At 37.7% G+C, this 15,470-nt stretch carries 11 protein-coding genes; 6 read left to right on the top strand and 5 right to left on the bottom strand.

The features are described from left to right. Positions 1-218 precede the first annotated feature (218 nt). The 3 genes from RIV7116_RS03305 to RIV7116_RS03295 all read left to right on the top strand — a co-directional run bounded on the left by RIV7116_RS03305 (position 219) and on the right by RIV7116_RS03295 (position 3,213). The gene (locus RIV7116_RS03305) at positions 219-503 is read left to right on the top strand and encodes an HU family DNA-binding protein (protein WP_015116850.1); all 285 of its coding nucleotides are present in this window, start codon (positions 219-221) and stop codon (positions 501-503) included. A gap of 26 nt (positions 504-529) precedes the next feature. Continuing rightward, entirely contained in the window at positions 530-1,606 is a 1,077-nt protein-coding gene (gene cobD / locus RIV7116_RS03300) for a threonine-phosphate decarboxylase CobD (protein ID WP_015116849.1), read from the top strand. Positions 1,607-1,773: 167 nt separating this feature from the next. Then, a complete protein-coding gene (locus tag RIV7116_RS03295) occupies positions 1,774-3,213 on the top strand; it encodes an NAD(P)/FAD-dependent oxidoreductase (RefSeq protein WP_015116848.1) in 1,440 nt (479 codons plus the stop codon). 196 nt (positions 3,214-3,409) lie between these two features. Here the strand turns inward: RIV7116_RS03295 and RIV7116_RS03290 are convergent, their stop codons facing one another. After that, positions 3,410-5,191, bottom strand: coding sequence for a DUF3685 domain-containing protein (locus tag RIV7116_RS03290; protein WP_015116847.1), 1,782 nt, complete (start codon positions 5,189-5,191; stop codon positions 3,410-3,412). A gap of 233 nt (positions 5,192-5,424) precedes the next feature. Between RIV7116_RS03290 and RIV7116_RS03285 the strand changes: the two genes are divergently transcribed. Both RIV7116_RS03285 and RIV7116_RS03280 read left to right on the top strand, forming a co-directional pair. Further along, the gene (locus RIV7116_RS03285) at positions 5,425-8,499 is read left to right on the top strand and encodes a pentapeptide repeat-containing protein (protein WP_015116846.1); all 3,075 of its coding nucleotides are present in this window, start codon (positions 5,425-5,427) and stop codon (positions 8,497-8,499) included. Positions 8,500-8,616: 117 nt separating this feature from the next. Continuing rightward, a complete protein-coding gene (locus tag RIV7116_RS03280; protein ID WP_015116845.1) occupies positions 8,617-9,375 on the top strand; it encodes a hypothetical protein in 759 nt (252 codons plus the stop codon). 133 nt (positions 9,376-9,508) lie between these two features. On the opposite strand, the gene alr is transcribed toward RIV7116_RS03280, so the two are convergent. From alr to RIV7116_RS03260, 4 genes are all read right to left on the bottom strand, one after another. After that, on the bottom strand, positions 9,509-10,624 hold the full coding sequence (alr, locus tag RIV7116_RS03275; protein ID WP_015116844.1) for an alanine racemase: 1,116 nt from the start codon (positions 10,622-10,624) through the stop codon (positions 9,509-9,511). A gap of 212 nt (positions 10,625-10,836) precedes the next feature. Beyond that, positions 10,837-11,727, bottom strand: coding sequence for a hypothetical protein (locus RIV7116_RS03270; protein WP_015116843.1), 891 nt, complete (start codon positions 11,725-11,727; stop codon positions 10,837-10,839). Positions 11,728-11,938: 211 nt separating this feature from the next. Continuing rightward, on the bottom strand, positions 11,939-12,454 hold the full coding sequence (locus tag RIV7116_RS03265; protein ID WP_015116842.1) for a hypothetical protein: 516 nt from the start codon (positions 12,452-12,454) through the stop codon (positions 11,939-11,941). Between the two features lie 231 nt (positions 12,455-12,685). Next, the gene (locus RIV7116_RS03260) at positions 12,686-13,330 is read right to left on the bottom strand and encodes a class I SAM-dependent methyltransferase (RefSeq protein WP_044290734.1); all 645 of its coding nucleotides are present in this window, start codon (positions 13,328-13,330) and stop codon (positions 12,686-12,688) included. Between the two features lie 264 nt (positions 13,331-13,594). Here RIV7116_RS03260 and RIV7116_RS03255 point away from each other — a divergent pair, with 264 nt between their 5' ends. Beyond that, complete coding sequence (locus RIV7116_RS03255) at positions 13,595-15,400, top strand: glycosyltransferase family 39 protein (RefSeq protein ID WP_015116840.1); 1,806 nt, start codon at positions 13,595-13,597, stop codon at positions 15,398-15,400. Positions 15,401-15,470 lie beyond the last annotated feature (70 nt).

Here is a 15,470-nt window from a genome sequence, read left to right as displayed (position 1 = left end):
CTGAAAACTATATAAAATAATCGTTTCATGTATCCACTTATGGCTACAACACCTTAGAATGATTCATTGAAAAGTCTAGCGGATGGGAGTTGTAGCGGTTTTAAGCATAAATACTCAAAAAGCAAGACTTTTGTTAATCACATGCACAAAGGATGCAAGTAAGGATACATCAGGGGTTTCTGCACCCAAACGCACACTAAACTGATAGGGAGTTTGACATGAATAAAGGTGAATTAGTTGATGCTGTATCTGAAAAGGCTAGCGTAACCAAAAAGCAAGCCGATGCGGTTTTGAGCGCTGCTTTGGAAACCATCATTGAGGCTGTTTCTTCCGGCGATAAAGTAACGTTGGTAGGATTCGGTTCTTTTGAATCTCGCGAACGTAAAGCACGCGAAGGACGCAACCCTAAAACCAATGAGAAAATGGAGATTCCAGCAACTAAGGTTCCTGCTTTCTCCGCAGGGAAACTCTTTAGAGAAAGAGTTGCTCCCCCAAAAGAGTAAGCTTTTTTGAATTACTACTTTTTCTAATGCGGCAACCTAGACATGGGGGAAACTTAGCTTGGGCAGCAGCAGTAGCTGGTTGTCCCCTGAGCGCTATTTTGGATTTTTCTGCCAGCATTAACCCATTAGGACCTCCCGATAGTAGTTTAGCGGCTATCAGTTCTGAATTGGGTAATATAAGGCACTATCCAGACCCAAATTATGGCGAACTTAAACAAGCTTTAGGTTGCTTTCATAAACTACCGTCTGAGTGGATTATGCCGGGTAATGGCTCGGCAGAATTACTGACTTGGGCTGGAAGGGAATTAGCACGGCTTGCCGCAACGGTTCTTGTTACTCCAACCTTCGGCGATTACTATCGAGCCTTGAGGGCATTCAACGCTGAAGTGTTGGAGTTTCCTATGTCGTTAATCAAGTCAGATTTGTCATTAATTGTTGACTATTGTTTGACGACAAAGGACAAAGGACTACTGTTAAATAATCCCCATAATCCTACGGGGAAATTATTAACGCGAGATGCAATATTACCCTACCTAAAAGAATTTGCTTTAGTAGTAGTGGATGAAGCTTTTATGGACTTTCTGCATCCCTCGCAGGAACAAAGCCTAATTGAGGCGGTGCAGGAGTTTCCTAATTTAGTAATATTGCGTTCTTTGACAAAATTTTATAGTCTTCCTGGATTGCGGTTTGGGTATGCTATTGCTCATCCCCAGCGCTTACAAGAATGGCAGTCTTGGCGCGATCCTTGGGCGGTTAATTGCCTTGCCGGAGCAGCAGCAATTGCAGCGGTGAAGGATAAACAATTTCAGCAGCACACCTGGGAATGGCTACCGAAAGCAAGAAATAACTTGTTTGAAGGTTTAGCTAAGATTCCAGGGTTGCAACCGCTCAAGGGCGCTGCTAATTTCTTATTAGTAGAATCAAAGTATTCCACTTCCGACTTACAGCATAAATTGCTTAAGCGTCATCAAATTTTCATCCGCGACTGTCTTAGCTTCCCCGAATTAGGCGATCGCTATTTTCGCTCTTCCGTGCGCTCGGAGTCGAATAATCGGCGTTTGGTGGAAGCCATTAAGCAGGTAATGGGTAACAGTGAACAGTGAGCAGTGAACAGTGAACAGTGAACAGTGAGCAGTGAGCAGTGAACAGTGAACAGTGAGCAGTGAGCAGTGAATAGTTATGAGTAGCAATTACCAATGCCCAATGCCCAATGCCCAATGCCCAATGTCCAATTACCAATTACCGATTCCCAATTACCAATTAACGATTAATGTCAGTTGATTACGATATTGTGATTATCGGCGGCAGCTTTGTTGGAAGAGATGCTGCTTTGAAGGCTGTTCAACAAAGAGCTAAGGTTGCTTTAGTTGAGCCGCGATTTCGTAACGAGTTAATTCAACTTCAGGGAATAGGAGAGGTTGGTAAAGTTGTTGGAAAAATAAATAATTTAAACAAGTTAGGTTTTCTTAATCAAGCACAGAAGAAAGAAAAATTTCAAATTCCTTTAGACAAAACAATTTTATGGGGTTGTACTGTTGCGGCTAATATCAACGAACAGCTTTCACCTGCTTTTTTAACGGGGCAAGGTGTTGATGTAATTGTGGGTAGCGGTAATTTTCAAGCTTCACCGGATTTATGTTTTATTGTTAATAATCGTAAGTTAATAGCACGTCGTTTTTTACTCGCTACGGGTTCGATTCCAGCTATTCCAGATATTGAAGGATTGCGAAAAACTGGTTTTTTGACTTTGTTGGATATTTGGCAAGTTTTGGAAAGCTCGACACCACCTAAAAGTTGGGTAATTCTCGGTGGTACTCCTCAAAGTGTAGAAATCGCTCAAAGCTTAGCAAGACTAGGTTATGAAGTTACGTTTATAACTAATAGTCCTTATATTATCTCTCCTATCGATCGAGAAGTTGCTCAGTTGCTGCAAGCGCAATTAGAAGTCGATGGGGTACGTGTTTTAACACAAACTACTGTGAGTCAGATTAGATTCATTGGAGGTAAAAAATGGCTGCAAGCAGGTGATACAGCGATTGAAACTGATGAAATATTAGTTGCTGTAGCCGAAAAACCTTTTATCAAATCATTTAATTTAGCTGCTGTGGGAGTAAAGTACAATTCGCGCAGTTTATTAGTTGATCAAAAATTACAAACTACCAACCGGCGAATTTATGCTTGTGGAGATGTTATTGGCGGCTATAATTTACCAAACATCGCCGATTATGAAGCGAAAATTGCGATAAAAAATGCTTTATTATTTCCTAAATATAAAATTAATTATCGGGCTATTCCCTGGGGAATTTTAACTCAACCGGGCTTAGCTCAAGTTGGTTTAACGCAAAGACAAGCCAAGAATAGATACGGCAAAAATGATATTTTAATTTTGCGTCAGTATTTTAAAGTATTAGCAACTGCTCAATTAACAGACGAAACTACAGGTATTTGTAAAATCATTGTTCGTCGTAATGGTGAAATATTGGGAGCTTCTTTATTGGGAGCCGAAGCAAGAGAGTTAATAAATGTAATTGCTTTAGCTATTGCGGAAAAAATCAAAATTAATAAATTAGCTGATTTATCACCGGTTTATTCGAGCTTTTCAGAAATCATCGAACAAACAGCATGGGAATGGAGCAAGCAGAAATTTGAAAGTAGGCGTTTGCAAGATTTTTGGGACGGTTTATTTTACTTTTTGCGTAGTAGGGGATAGGGAATTGGGGATTGGTAATTGGTAATTGGTAATTGGTAATTGGTAATTGGTAATTGGTAATAGCCAGGAGTGGCTAGTTAATAATCATATTTTCTTCCTCTTCCTCCTCTTTTCCTTCTTTCCATGTCTCCTTGTCTGTGTATCTCCCAATGCCCCATGCCCCATGCCCAATGCCCTATCCCCAATTCTCCATTTCTTAATCCCGATTCCTCTTTCTTTCGGGTAAAGAAGCGCTACCGATACCTTGAAGAACACCGCGAACAATTAAACCAACTCCTCTACCTACTACACGGGTGAGAACGAAAACTACGCCGTTTCCTAGGAAAGATACTAGAGATTGTACGCGGGGTGTGGCTGCATCTCGTAATTCTAGTAATAATGTAACTACTAAGGGGATTCCTCCAAGTTGGGATAATTCATTGTTACGGGGTGAATATACAAATGCTTTGGCTATACCGCGAGGTGCGAGTACGAATAGTTCGTGACGACTCTCAAATATTTGCTGAGCTTCACCTACGTAGTTTTGCCAGCGATATTTCCACGACAAATTGTTTCGGAAGCGTTCGATTTCTCTGGTGGAAATTAGTTGGCGATTGTAATAGTCTTTTTTGAAAACTTCTACATCTGCTAATCTATTTAACAATGGCTGTATGACGGCATTGGCAAGGTTAATTAGCATATTTTCTAAAATCATGGCAGCGTGTTCGTTAGCTTCGTAGCTACCCGGTGCATAAGATGTATTATCTATATAAAGCTCTGTATGAAATATTAAGTAAGAGAATAATTCGACTATTGAAGGAATTTTATTTATAATTTCTGTTTGTACTATAACCGCATCTTGCAATAATACATCTACAGTTTCTACTTCGATGTTTCCTATTTTTATCCGCGAAAATTTACCGAAATATTCTTTTGTTGCGGCTTCCCATACATCTGCTAATAATTTAAGAGCAACTTCATTTAATAAGTTTATTTCTACTTCGGCAGTACGTAATTCATCAAGGGAATCTGCAAATTTTTGGAGTAGTAAATAAAGTAATTCTCGCTTTTTATCTTCTCGTAAAATATCTATTTCTAAAGGAATATCTGTCACATTTTGTAAGCTAAACTGAAGTTTGTTAATACAAGATGCTAGTAATGTTGCTTGTAAAGCTCGGGGACTGAGTAAAGGTGGTGAAGAAGGATTGATTCTAGAGTTAGTGACGGTAATACTCCTACTTGCCGAGTTGGTTAATGGTAATTCTGTGGAAGGAATAACATTGTTGAGAGGAGTTTGTTGTTGCTTGCCGTTGGAATCTACCAAATTATTAAGCAACCATTGTGCTGCAAGTAGTTCTCGTCTTCTTCCAGCTAAAATAGCTTTGTTTAGCACTGTTAATCCGGGGATTTGCAGTTGTTTGGTAACTTCCGTCAAGTTAGGTTTGATATAACCGATTCCCGATTCACGTAGATTATTACGTAACTTATTAATTAGAGACTTAGGAGATTTGGGTTTTGGGATTAATCTTTCCCCCAATGTTTCGCCATTCCATTCTCGTAATTGTTGGGATTCATGTACCCAATAATAATTTCCTGCCGCGATTTCTTGCATGGCAATTATTAATTCGGAAATGGGAGTACCCTTGGGGCAGTAGCCATTTACTCCCTCAGCTTTTAAAGCTACCAGCATTCCGGGTTGAAGAATATGACACAGAAGCAGAATAGGTAAATTTGGATACTGCTTTTTCAATTGTCTAATTAGTTGTAAACCAAGTTCTTGATTATTCGCAGAACGATTATTATCAGGTTCTAAAACTACTAAGTTGACTAAATTAGCGTCTTGCTGCGCTAATTCTGCTAAAATTTGCAACGCACTGGTATAAGTTTCTGCTTCTGCTACAACTTGCAACTCCGGAAATTCATCGAGAGTTTGACGCAATCCCAACCTAAAAATGGGATCGGAATCAATTAACAATAATTTTAGAGGGCGATCGCTCATAGTTAATTCAGGTTGGGAACGTTGTTAGATGCAGATGATAAAAAGGGAGGGAGATTGGGAGATGGCAAGAAAAACTTATTTGCTAATTAAGACTCTTAGCTCCCATACTTCTAACTTGCAATCCAAAATAAACAAGCAAACGTATCTGTTGTTAAAATTTAAAGTTTAAAATCTAGAATTTAAAATCTAAAATGAATCATAACTGCCGCGTACAGCCCTTACTGAGTATTTAAATGAATTTGAGCATTCGGCATTGGTTGGTAGAAAATTATATTGAAATAAGCCAAATAAAAGAGTATTCGCAGGGACAAATGACAGGTGTTGCCTTGCGAATTATTCGGAATATGGAAGTTAAAAGCCCCTCTTTGCTTAATATATGTACTTTAGCAGAAGTTCTGGAACTTCCTATAGAGTATGTTTGGCATGAGGTTGGTGTATTTGCTCGCTTAACCCGAAGCATTTTAAATTTATTAAAACCTGGGCTGCCTTTGAGTCGCAATCAAGGTACTTGGTTAGCGTTTCAAGTTGGTTATTTGCAAGCTTTAGAAGAAGTGTTAATTGAGGAAGAAAGTCTTTCCCGAGTTTGGCTGCAAAGAGGGTTGCTTTCTGCTCGAAAAGGGGAGGAGGGGAAAGTTTCGGCGAATGCTTTAGTAAAACCTTTGCCTGATGAACGTTTGCAGGCGTTAATACAAATTCTGCGGGAAGAAAAACTCAGCGACGTGAAAGCGGAAGAGGCGCTCTTAAAGGTTGCTAATTCTTCTTTTGTACAGCAAATGAATTCTGTTGCTGTAGCTTGGTTGGTGGCTAATAGCGTTTTAGAAGTGGAAGCTGAATTAATTATTCAGCGATTAAACAAGAAACTGTTGGGACATTTAATTGTAGTTGTCAGCGAGAATGCAGCTACTTTAGTTCAATTACAAAAATTTTTTAGGTTGGGAAATTCTGTAGAATTCAAAACTACACAAATCAATTCTCAATTTCATCATAGTAACGATAATATTGATTTTAATAAAGAAAAATATCGGGCAAGCTTAATAACAAAACTTGGCGAACCTTTGTTGATAGAATCTTTCTCTATCAAGGATATATATATACCACCTAGTGGTTTACCTGTGAAAGGAAATCATCAGCCAGTTGATTTAATGAAATGGGTGGTTTCACAACTGGATGACAATGAAACTATTACCGTAATAGAATCAGAATCTGGCTGGGGAAAAACAAGCTTTTGTCAAATACTAGCCGCACGAATAGCGCGAAAGCTTTATCCTGAATGGATGCCGTTACATATTAACCTTAGTGAAACCATTATTGGTGATAATTTTATAGAAACCCTACAATCTACCTTTTCTAAAAATTCTGAAATTAATTTAGCTGCTTGGCTAGAAGAATCTCAAACTAAATACTTATTAATACTTGATGGATTTAACGAACTACCCAACTACGCTGAAGATAAAATGGCGATCGCTGTTTTTTTAGAGCAATTAGTTGAATTCCAGTGGCGCTTCAAGCATAAAATTATTTTGACAAGTCAAAACTGGGCTTTAGAAGATATCCTCAGCAAAACAGCGTTGAAATTACAGCGGATTAAGATTCAACCTTGGGCACAAGATGAGTGGAAGCTGTGGTTTGCAAATTGGGCAACTGTGCAATCTATGGAAGTTTCTCAAAGCTTCTTTAAATTCTTGAAAAAGCATAAAGCGTTTTCTAAAAAATCTCACTTTTTGCTATCAGATTTAGTTCGTCAACCCTTGATGTTGTATTTGCTAGGGGTATTGCACCGCGATGAACTACTTGATGATGAAATTTTAGAATGTTCTACAAATCCTCAAATAACAAATGCATCTGTGGCGTTGTGGAAAATTCACGAGCGTTTAAATCAATGGTTATTAGGTTATCCAGTTCGTAGTTTTAGTCAAAAAATGCTAGCTGCGTCTATCTCTACACATATTCACCGTACTTCAGAAGCCGTGAATTGCCTTTTAAAAAATCGCCATCCCCAAACATTAATCAATCAAATACAGGCAGTAGCACTGCAAATTTTACATTCAAGAAAGACCAAAATTAAATTACAAACTGATTCTAACCAGCTACCAGCATTTTATTTCCAAACTATAACTATCAACCAAGAACAAAATAATTTTACTAATAACATCAATTCAACCTTATTTTCTGCCTCTAAAATAAAATTTACTCATGGAAAATTTGGCGAATACCTATGTGCCGCATCGATTGTAGAAAAATTAGCAGCTTTAACGAAACACAGCCGTAATAATTATGGAGAAATAATTTTTGCTCTAGATTCTCCCGAGAAAATAGCCGAGCATCTTTATCAATTACTTGGCTACGGAATTCTCACGCAAGAAATTGAAGAACTGGTTATAGAAGGATTGCGACAAAAACAAAAGCATAAATTTTCCTTTGAATTATTGTGCAACCGACTGCAATCTTTTTGGTACGCTTACTCTGCTGGGCGTTGGTTAGATGAAGGAATAGCACATAAGGCTTGGGCTTATTTTAAACAGCTACAGAATTATCTAAATGTAGAACAGGTAAATGCAGCAGTGGGAATTAATGTATTTTTGTTACTCAGTGCTTGCTACAAACAAACAAAACGGAGTTTTTCACCTTGCTCAAATGCATTTTCTGCAACTGAGTTTCATCCCCAAGCATTAACAAAGTTGATTGCCAAAACAGCAGTTTTTTACTCAGATTTGACTAGACACAGAATCAGTCAAAAATCTTTGACATTTCTCAACTTGGTAAAAGCCGACTTAACGCAAACCATGTTGGCTGGATTTAATTTTGCCAATGCTAATTTAGCCAATGTTCAGTTAAAAGATGCTTGCTTAACGGGAGCAAATCTTGCTGATGTCAACTTAACTGGTGCTGATTTGACTGGTGCAAATTTGACAAATGCAAATTTAACAAATGCCAAATTAACCGGCGCTAATCTTACAGGTGCAAATCTTTTAGGAGTCAATCTTGATTTAGTCAATCTTTCCAATACTTGCTTATTTCAAGCTATCATTGCGGAAAATCAAAAAGAGACTGCTATAGCAAATGGTGCAGTATTTTCTTTAGATAAATTTGAAGAACTTAAACGTTTGCTTTCATATCAATTACAAGCAGATGATACAGATGGAGGGGAAAAAACGGAGATTGCTTTTCAAGTTAGTGAATCGTCTCCCGCGAGGGAAACAAATCCCATAGTAGGGCATATTGAAAGTGCTGAAGGCGAACCAATGATGTCTTTAGATTTAGATGATTATGGCGAAGATGAAACCGTTGTTAGAACTACCGATTTTTAAGAGATATAAACAGATGGAGGTACTGGGAACAATTGATAGGGAGAAAAAATTGTTTGCGCTATCTAATAACTGCTAATAACTAATAACTAATAACTAACAACTAACTGTTGAAGTAAAATGCTAAGACTCTATCATGTATTAATAGGTTTTATTTTAATTCCTATAGGGATAACAACCGCAGCATCTTATTTTTCTGCCAAGAAGGATACACAAGCAAGTTCGGCGAAAATACCAACTCCGGCTGTAACTAGCCAAAAACCGAACCAAGATAATATTTGGAATAATTTACTAGAAAATAATTCGCTTCCAGAAGGTTGGAAAATTAATCCTTGTGAAAATAAAAAGTCCCTACTGTGTATTTCTGCCAATGAAAAAATTTTAGGTACGGTAGAAATGAAGATTTTACCTGTGAAAACCCAGCCTAATTTTCAAAAAGCGCTGCTCAATACCGGTATTCCAATCGATCAAAATATAAATTATCAAAGTCCTAAATATATTTCTCAGGTAACAACTGCACTTAATAGTTGGGTTCAAAATTACTATGGTGTAATAGCCAAAAAGCGTAAATATGTTTACAACGATGAGTTAAAAACAGCCAAAACGGCTGATGGAATACTATTTTCTACTTATCCACTACAGAAGGCACAAGTGGGTAAACTTCAAGGAGTTACTTTTGGCTTTACTGGAATTAAGCAAAAGGGCGGCTTGCGCGAGCAATATAGAGGTTATGTGGCTTTTGACGGTAAAGCAATTTATTTAATTAGCACTGGTTTTGATGCTGCCTCCTCAAACGGCAATTTTGAAAAGTTGGAAAATTTTTCCATATTTCAACCTTATCTAAATTCTGTTGTCGCGAATTTAAAATTGCCTAATTAGGTAATTGGGAATAGGGCATTGGGCATGGGGCATTGGGAATCGGGAATCGGTAATTAGAAAACAGTTGGGGAGCAAGATGCTCCCACTACAAATCTTTTACAACTCTTAACTCCTAATTCCTCATCTCTAACTCTTAAACATAACTAACCTGATTCATAAAACCAGCCATCAAGTTGATTTCGGTATGTACGCTGGCAAATTTATCTGCTAGTTCCTCAAAGGTTATTTCTTCGCTACCTTGAGTTCCGATTAATACTACTTCGTCACCCCATTCTACTGGTTCGGGAATGTCTGTAATATCTACGGTAGTGATGTTCAACGATACTCTTCCGACTACGGGACACCGATAACCTTTAATTAAAACAATACCTTTATTGAATAACGAACGGGGATAACCTTCACCAAAACCTACTGGTAATGATGCAATTAAACTATCCCGTTGAGTAGTAAATAAGCTGCCATAACCGATGGTTTTACCTTTTGGCACCTGTCTGACTTGTGCAACCCTAGTTTTTACTGACATAACTGGCTCTAGCTCGGGAGGATTTTCAAAATCCTGGGAGGTTCGCACGCCGTAACAGGCTGCTCCAACTCTTACTAAACGGTTGCTTTCGTTGCTGACACGTACCGTTGCAGCGCTGTTATGAGTGTGTGTTAGCACTTTATGGTCTACGTAATCTTTGAGGACTTCACGTGCTTTGTAAAAGTCTTCTATTTGTTTGCGGGTAAAATCTAAATCTTCGCCGTCGGAACTTGCAAAGTGAGTCATGATACCCACGATATCAATACCGGATAGTCCGCAAACTCGTTTAAGTTCATCTATTTGGTTGGAATAAAAACCGCTCCTACCCATTCCTGTATCGATGTTGATATGTACGGGAATTTTTTTTCCCTTGTTTATGCCTGCTTCTGAAAGATAGTTAGCTGCTTCGATGCTTCCTATCTGCTCCTCTATATTCAGCGATTCGATGGATTCTTGCAATTCTTGAGATAAAGCCATCCGCAAACGCAATAGTTTTACGTCTAAACCTAAATCGCGAATAATTGTTGCTTCGGGGTTAGTACAAATACCTATATAGTCCGCACCTGCTGCCACTGCTGTAGGTGCTAAGTCTTTCAAACCATGCCCGTAAGCATTAGCTTTCATGACTACACATAGTTCGGAAGGCTGAACGCGTTCGCGAATATAGCTGATATTATTTTTGAACTTATCTGCTGAAACTATTACTTCGATATGATGCTGATTCATTGGGGGGAATTATTTTTTCTCCTACCGATGTTGAATCAAATAATCATATCTATTAATGGCTACATTATTGGAGTAGAAATCAAACAATTAACAGCTTATTTAATGCTTATTTTTTACTTTTTAAAAAGAATTTTCTTTATATTGAGAATCTAATTTTATTAGCAGGTAATCGGTAATAAGAACTATTACCAACTACCCGAAAAACGGAACTATTAAATTTCTGCTTCAGCCCGCTCAATTAACCTTTTTGTAAGGGTTTGCGTGCCCGTATGTTCAAAATAGTTAGTACTGAGGTCAAGAAAAGCAGCGAGATAATCTAATTTATCATCGGCAAAATCAACAAAACCGCTTAACTTACTTGTGACTTTGTGAGGAGTCAAATCATTACTTGAAACAGTATCACTCATCCAGCCTTTTACTGAGTCAAAGCTAGAACCGATAAAGTTTAGTTTGCCCTCAGAACTATCGCCAGGAATTGCATCGTTCATTTGCTGGAATGTTGAGTTACCTTCTAACTCTTTAGGACTCATTCCATTGAGTGCAGATTGAGCTTGTTGGATAAAATCGGGACCTAAAGGAACTAAGCCATCGAGGCAAATTAATCCTACCATGCGGATGTAGGATTCACCGCTGTATTCACCCAAAGAAGCGACAAAATCGCCGATACTATCTCCGGGGATACCATTAATGCTGCAAAAAGCTAGTAGTTCAGCGATTAATTTCAAAGATAAGTCAATAGTCTGAGCTTTATCAGCCTTGGGGGTAAACTTATTAATCAAGCCACCAAACAAAGGAATCTTGCCGCTGACTTTATTAGCCAAAGCCGCCGCACCTAAAGCTTTATCAGTACTGTCAACGGTTTGGTAAAGCCACAAACCTTTTTGATATCCCTGAGAACGATCGTTGTAAAGATAAATCGCCCGCTCGCCAATCTCTTGTATTACATCTTCATCTTCTTCGCCAGTAACCTCTTTAATGGTATTGACAAAACCGACTGTATTTTTCCAATGACCTGGAGTTATATTATCTAGGGCATTTAACACTGAAACTGTGATACCGCTAGTTGGTAACTCATCAACCAATTCAAAAACTGGCTTGCTCATGGTAGAAATCCTTGATTATTTACTTTTTGCTGGGAAGATAATTTAGTTAGGAGTTAGGAGTTAGGAGTTATGAGTAGGTTAAAGGTCAAAGTTCAAAGGTATACAAAACTTCTTCCCGGTTCCTCATTTCATAAGTTTATTAAGAGTTAGAAGTAATTAAAGCAACTAACCACTAACCACTAACAACTAACAACTAACAGCTATTAAGCTATTAAGCTTTAACTTTCGCTAAACCATTAAGGTCAAATTTCTTGAGCCAAGCTTCTCTATCGCTGGCTGTAAATTCATCAGGATCGCTAGAAATTATCTTTACTTGATAGCGATTGTCTACTAAAACCGCTGTTTGCTTTCCTCTTTCAACTGCTGGATAGCCAGAAATTTGTTTGGAGCTATCAGCAAATTTAGCTGCTGCTGAAGGATTGCTGGTAGTGTCGTTTACCGAAATTTTTGCTACTTCTTTACCACCTTTTTTCAACTTGGCTTGAGCAAATCCTTTTTTCTCTTGAGTGAAAACTCGCTGATAACCGTCTGATGCTGCGGGGAAAAACTTGTTAAATTTGCTACCTTGAGTAGCATCTTTAGCAACTGCTTGTCCTCTCTTTTGCTGGGTGCTTTCCTGCTGTACTTGATCGAAACGTCCAGCTTCTTTCTGAGCGCAAGCTGTTGTCATTAGCAGTATTGAAAGAAGTAGTGCAGCTAATATGCTACGCACGCGAGGAAAATTCATCTTTGACTCCTAATTTAAATTTGACCGAATAAAGTATAAAGGATTAACAATTTATACTTTATGACTCATCCTTTATACTTCATCTGTCAATCAACAAAAATTTTTCTTTGATAACTAGTGAGTATGTTTACCAACAGTTAAACTTCTTAACATTGAGGATAAATTAGTCAATATTTAAAGATTTCTTATCATCTTTAACCTTTGACCTTTAACCTTTAACCTTTTTAACTGTTAATTTCGATGAGCTATAACAGCATAAAATGGGTCACCACCTCCCGCACCTAACCACTGGAGGAAATTTGGTGCTGTTGATTGATTTTTGATTACTTCTGGAGGAGTAAATCCTTGAACAGATTGAAAATAGCTTTTAACTAATTGCACTCTACCGGCTTCGCTACTATCGCGCCATGCTTGAATTGCTTTTTGATAAAACATTCTGTTGGAAAAGCTGAAGATTGCCATACCACCAGGTTTGAGTATGCGATGAATTTCCGTAAATATTGCTTCTGGATACTGTAAATACTGTACGGATACGCAATTAAGAACGGCATCAAATTCTTGGTCTTTTAGCGGTAATTTAGGATTTTCGTTGAGGTTTTGGACAAAATAATGGTTAAATCTGGAATTACGTGCCAATTCTTCTTGATTTAGTCCGTGCCCTTCAACATGGCTAAACTGCATTTCTTTTGGTAAATGAGAAACCCAGCTACTCATCATGTCAAAAATGCGTGTATCTGGCAGCAAACGTTGGCGATATAAGTCTGTAAGCTGTTGAATAAACCCATCATCTACATGAGTCACAAAACGGGGAAGTCCGTAAAATAACTTATCATCCGTATCGTCTAATTTCATCCGTTGATTTGGCCCCAGCATGATAGAATCTCCCCTTAAATAAGTTAACAGTGACCAGTTATCAGTTATCAGTTGTCAGTCAGTGAGGATATTTATACCCGTTTGTTTTCACCAAGGAGTAAGGCACTCCCAAGACTTCTCTTACCTTTTGAATGGCTATAGCTGGCTGGTAACTGGTAACTGGTGACTGTCTAAATATGCTACATTTTGTATACTAATTTACGATTTTTCAAACCAGATTTAACAATTAATTAGTTAAGTCTGTCATTTGCAATTTTTATTACTCAAATGCTGTCCGAACTAAAGTTTTCTATCATTAAACAAAAGTTTAGAACCTCAAAAGGTTTTTCTTATTTAAGTTTATTAGTTTGGATGCTGCCGTTATTGTTATTAGGTATAAGTAATAACAGCCTAATGGCTCATGATGAAGGGCTTTACGCTTGGCGATCGCGTCTAATGTTCGATTCAGGAGACTGGATAAATCCCTGGGAAACTCCTCATCACAAAACACCAGGTTTTTATTGGTTGATTGCTATCTTTTACAGTTTATTTGGGATTAGTGAAATTAGCGTTCGTTTACCAAATCTAATTGGTAGTATTTTAAGTATATTTTTAGTATATGAAATTGGCACAATATTATTAAATAAAAAGGTTGCTTGGCTTGCTAGCGCTATCCTGAGCGTAGAGTTTTTATGGCTACAATATTCTCGTTTGGGAACTCCAGATGTAGCGATGGTTTTTCTGGTGTTGTTAGGAATTTGGTCTTTATTAAAATCGGAATTAAATTCCAAATATCGTTATATATGGGGTTTAATTACTGGATTAAGTTTTTCTCTGGGCTTCTTATTTAGAAGCTTTATGATTTTTTTGCCGATAGTGGCTTTATCGCCTTATTTAATATTGCAGCATCGCCGCCACAGACATTTAGCAAATCCAATGTTGTATCTAGGATTTATTTTGGGTTTGGCACCTACTGTATTCTGGCTAAGACTAAGTTCTTTACGGTTTGGTGGTGATAGCTTCGCAGAACTCATAAATTTTGTGACTAAACTGAGTTCAAGCGAACGTCGCAATAATAATTGGGCTTATTATTTTTGGAATGTATTTATTTTAGCTTTTCCTTGGTCGTTGTTTAGCTTTTTAGGTGCGGGTTTATTAATTCATAAATTTTTAGTTAAATTCAACTATAAAAATCAAGAAGATTATAAAAAAAAGAATCTGCCTTCCCGATTGAGCTTGAAAAATAGAATTTGGAAGCAGAGTCTGCAATTTTTAATAAAAGTGCAATATGCAAGTCAATTTAAATATTCGAGAGATTTTTCAATATTAATATTTTTTCCGCTGATTTTATTGATTGAACTCACTACTTTTTCAACTCGCTTGTCTCACTACAGTCTGTGTTTATATCCTTTTATTGCTTTTCTGGCTGCGATTGGGTTGAATTGGTTGGGAAAGATTTGGGATAAACCAACAAAGCAATTCAAGATACAAAATACAGCTTTATTTTCTAAAGTTGATTTTTCGCCTTTATATTTATCGTCAAATCTGATTCTGCAAACTTTAAACTATGTCTTTGGTACTTTAGGAATTCTACTGTTGTTAGCGGGTACGGTTGTTTTCTTTATCAGCGACAGTGATGGAGAAATCCGTAATTACGCAATTGTTGGTTTAGTATTGGGCTTATGTTGGCTAACTTTACCTTTAGTTTGGATTGCTCGCTGTCGTTTAGGTAAAAATTTAATTACTGCACGTTATTGGATAGGGGTTTGGTTGATTTCTAGCTGGTTGAGCTTAGCAGTAACTGGTAGTCTGGGTTTGCTAAGCAACTATAATCCTGATTTTCAAGCATTTTTACAAAAACCTGAAATTAGTCAAACGCTGCAAAATAATCCCATAAATTTCGTTAATGTTGGTGGAAAAACTGGGGTTTTGATAAATTTCTATACCCCGAAACACGGCAAACGAGTGAAGGAAATTTCCCAAATTACTTCTCCGAGCTATGCTTGGATACGCGAAAAACAAGCCGCTCAAATCTCGCAACCTTACCGCGTTATCGGTGAAGTGCAAAAATATCAGTTGATTAAATTGGAATGAGGGAATTGGGAATTGGGCATTGGGCATTGGTAATTGGGCATTGGTAATTGGGCATTGAAACCGCCCGCAG

It is taken from the genome of Rivularia sp. PCC 7116, assembly GCF_000316665.1.
Classification (GTDB): Bacteria; Cyanobacteriota; Cyanobacteriia; order Cyanobacteriales; family Nostocaceae; genus Rivularia.
Note: the sequence above shows the minus strand (reverse complement) of the source record. Positions and strands in the feature narration are given on the sequence as shown.

Coding starts and splice junctions, on each gene's coding strand:
- RIV7116_RS03280 (WP_015116845.1), top strand. CDS start 8,617: ATGCTAAGACTCTATCATGTATTAATAGGTTTTATTTTAATTCCTATA.
- RIV7116_RS03290 (WP_015116847.1), bottom strand. CDS start 5,191: ATGAGCGATCGCCCTCTAAAATTATTGTTAATTGATTCCGATCCCATT.
- RIV7116_RS03305 (WP_015116850.1), top strand. CDS start 219: ATGAATAAAGGTGAATTAGTTGATGCTGTATCTGAAAAGGCTAGCGTA.
- RIV7116_RS03265 (WP_015116842.1), bottom strand. CDS start 12,454: ATGAATTTTCCTCGCGTGCGTAGCATATTAGCTGCACTACTTCTTTCA.
- cobD (WP_015116849.1), top strand. CDS start 530: ATGCGGCAACCTAGACATGGGGGAAACTTAGCTTGGGCAGCAGCAGTA.
- RIV7116_RS03255 (WP_015116840.1), top strand. CDS start 13,595: ATGCTGTCCGAACTAAAGTTTTCTATCATTAAACAAAAGTTTAGAACC.
- alr (WP_015116844.1), bottom strand. CDS start 10,624: ATGAATCAGCATCATATCGAAGTAATAGTTTCAGCAGATAAGTTCAAA.
- RIV7116_RS03270 (WP_015116843.1), bottom strand. CDS start 11,727: ATGAGCAAGCCAGTTTTTGAATTGGTTGATGAGTTACCAACTAGCGGT.
- RIV7116_RS03285 (WP_015116846.1), top strand. CDS start 5,425: ATGAATTTGAGCATTCGGCATTGGTTGGTAGAAAATTATATTGAAATA.
- RIV7116_RS03295 (WP_015116848.1), top strand. CDS start 1,774: ATGTCAGTTGATTACGATATTGTGATTATCGGCGGCAGCTTTGTTGGA.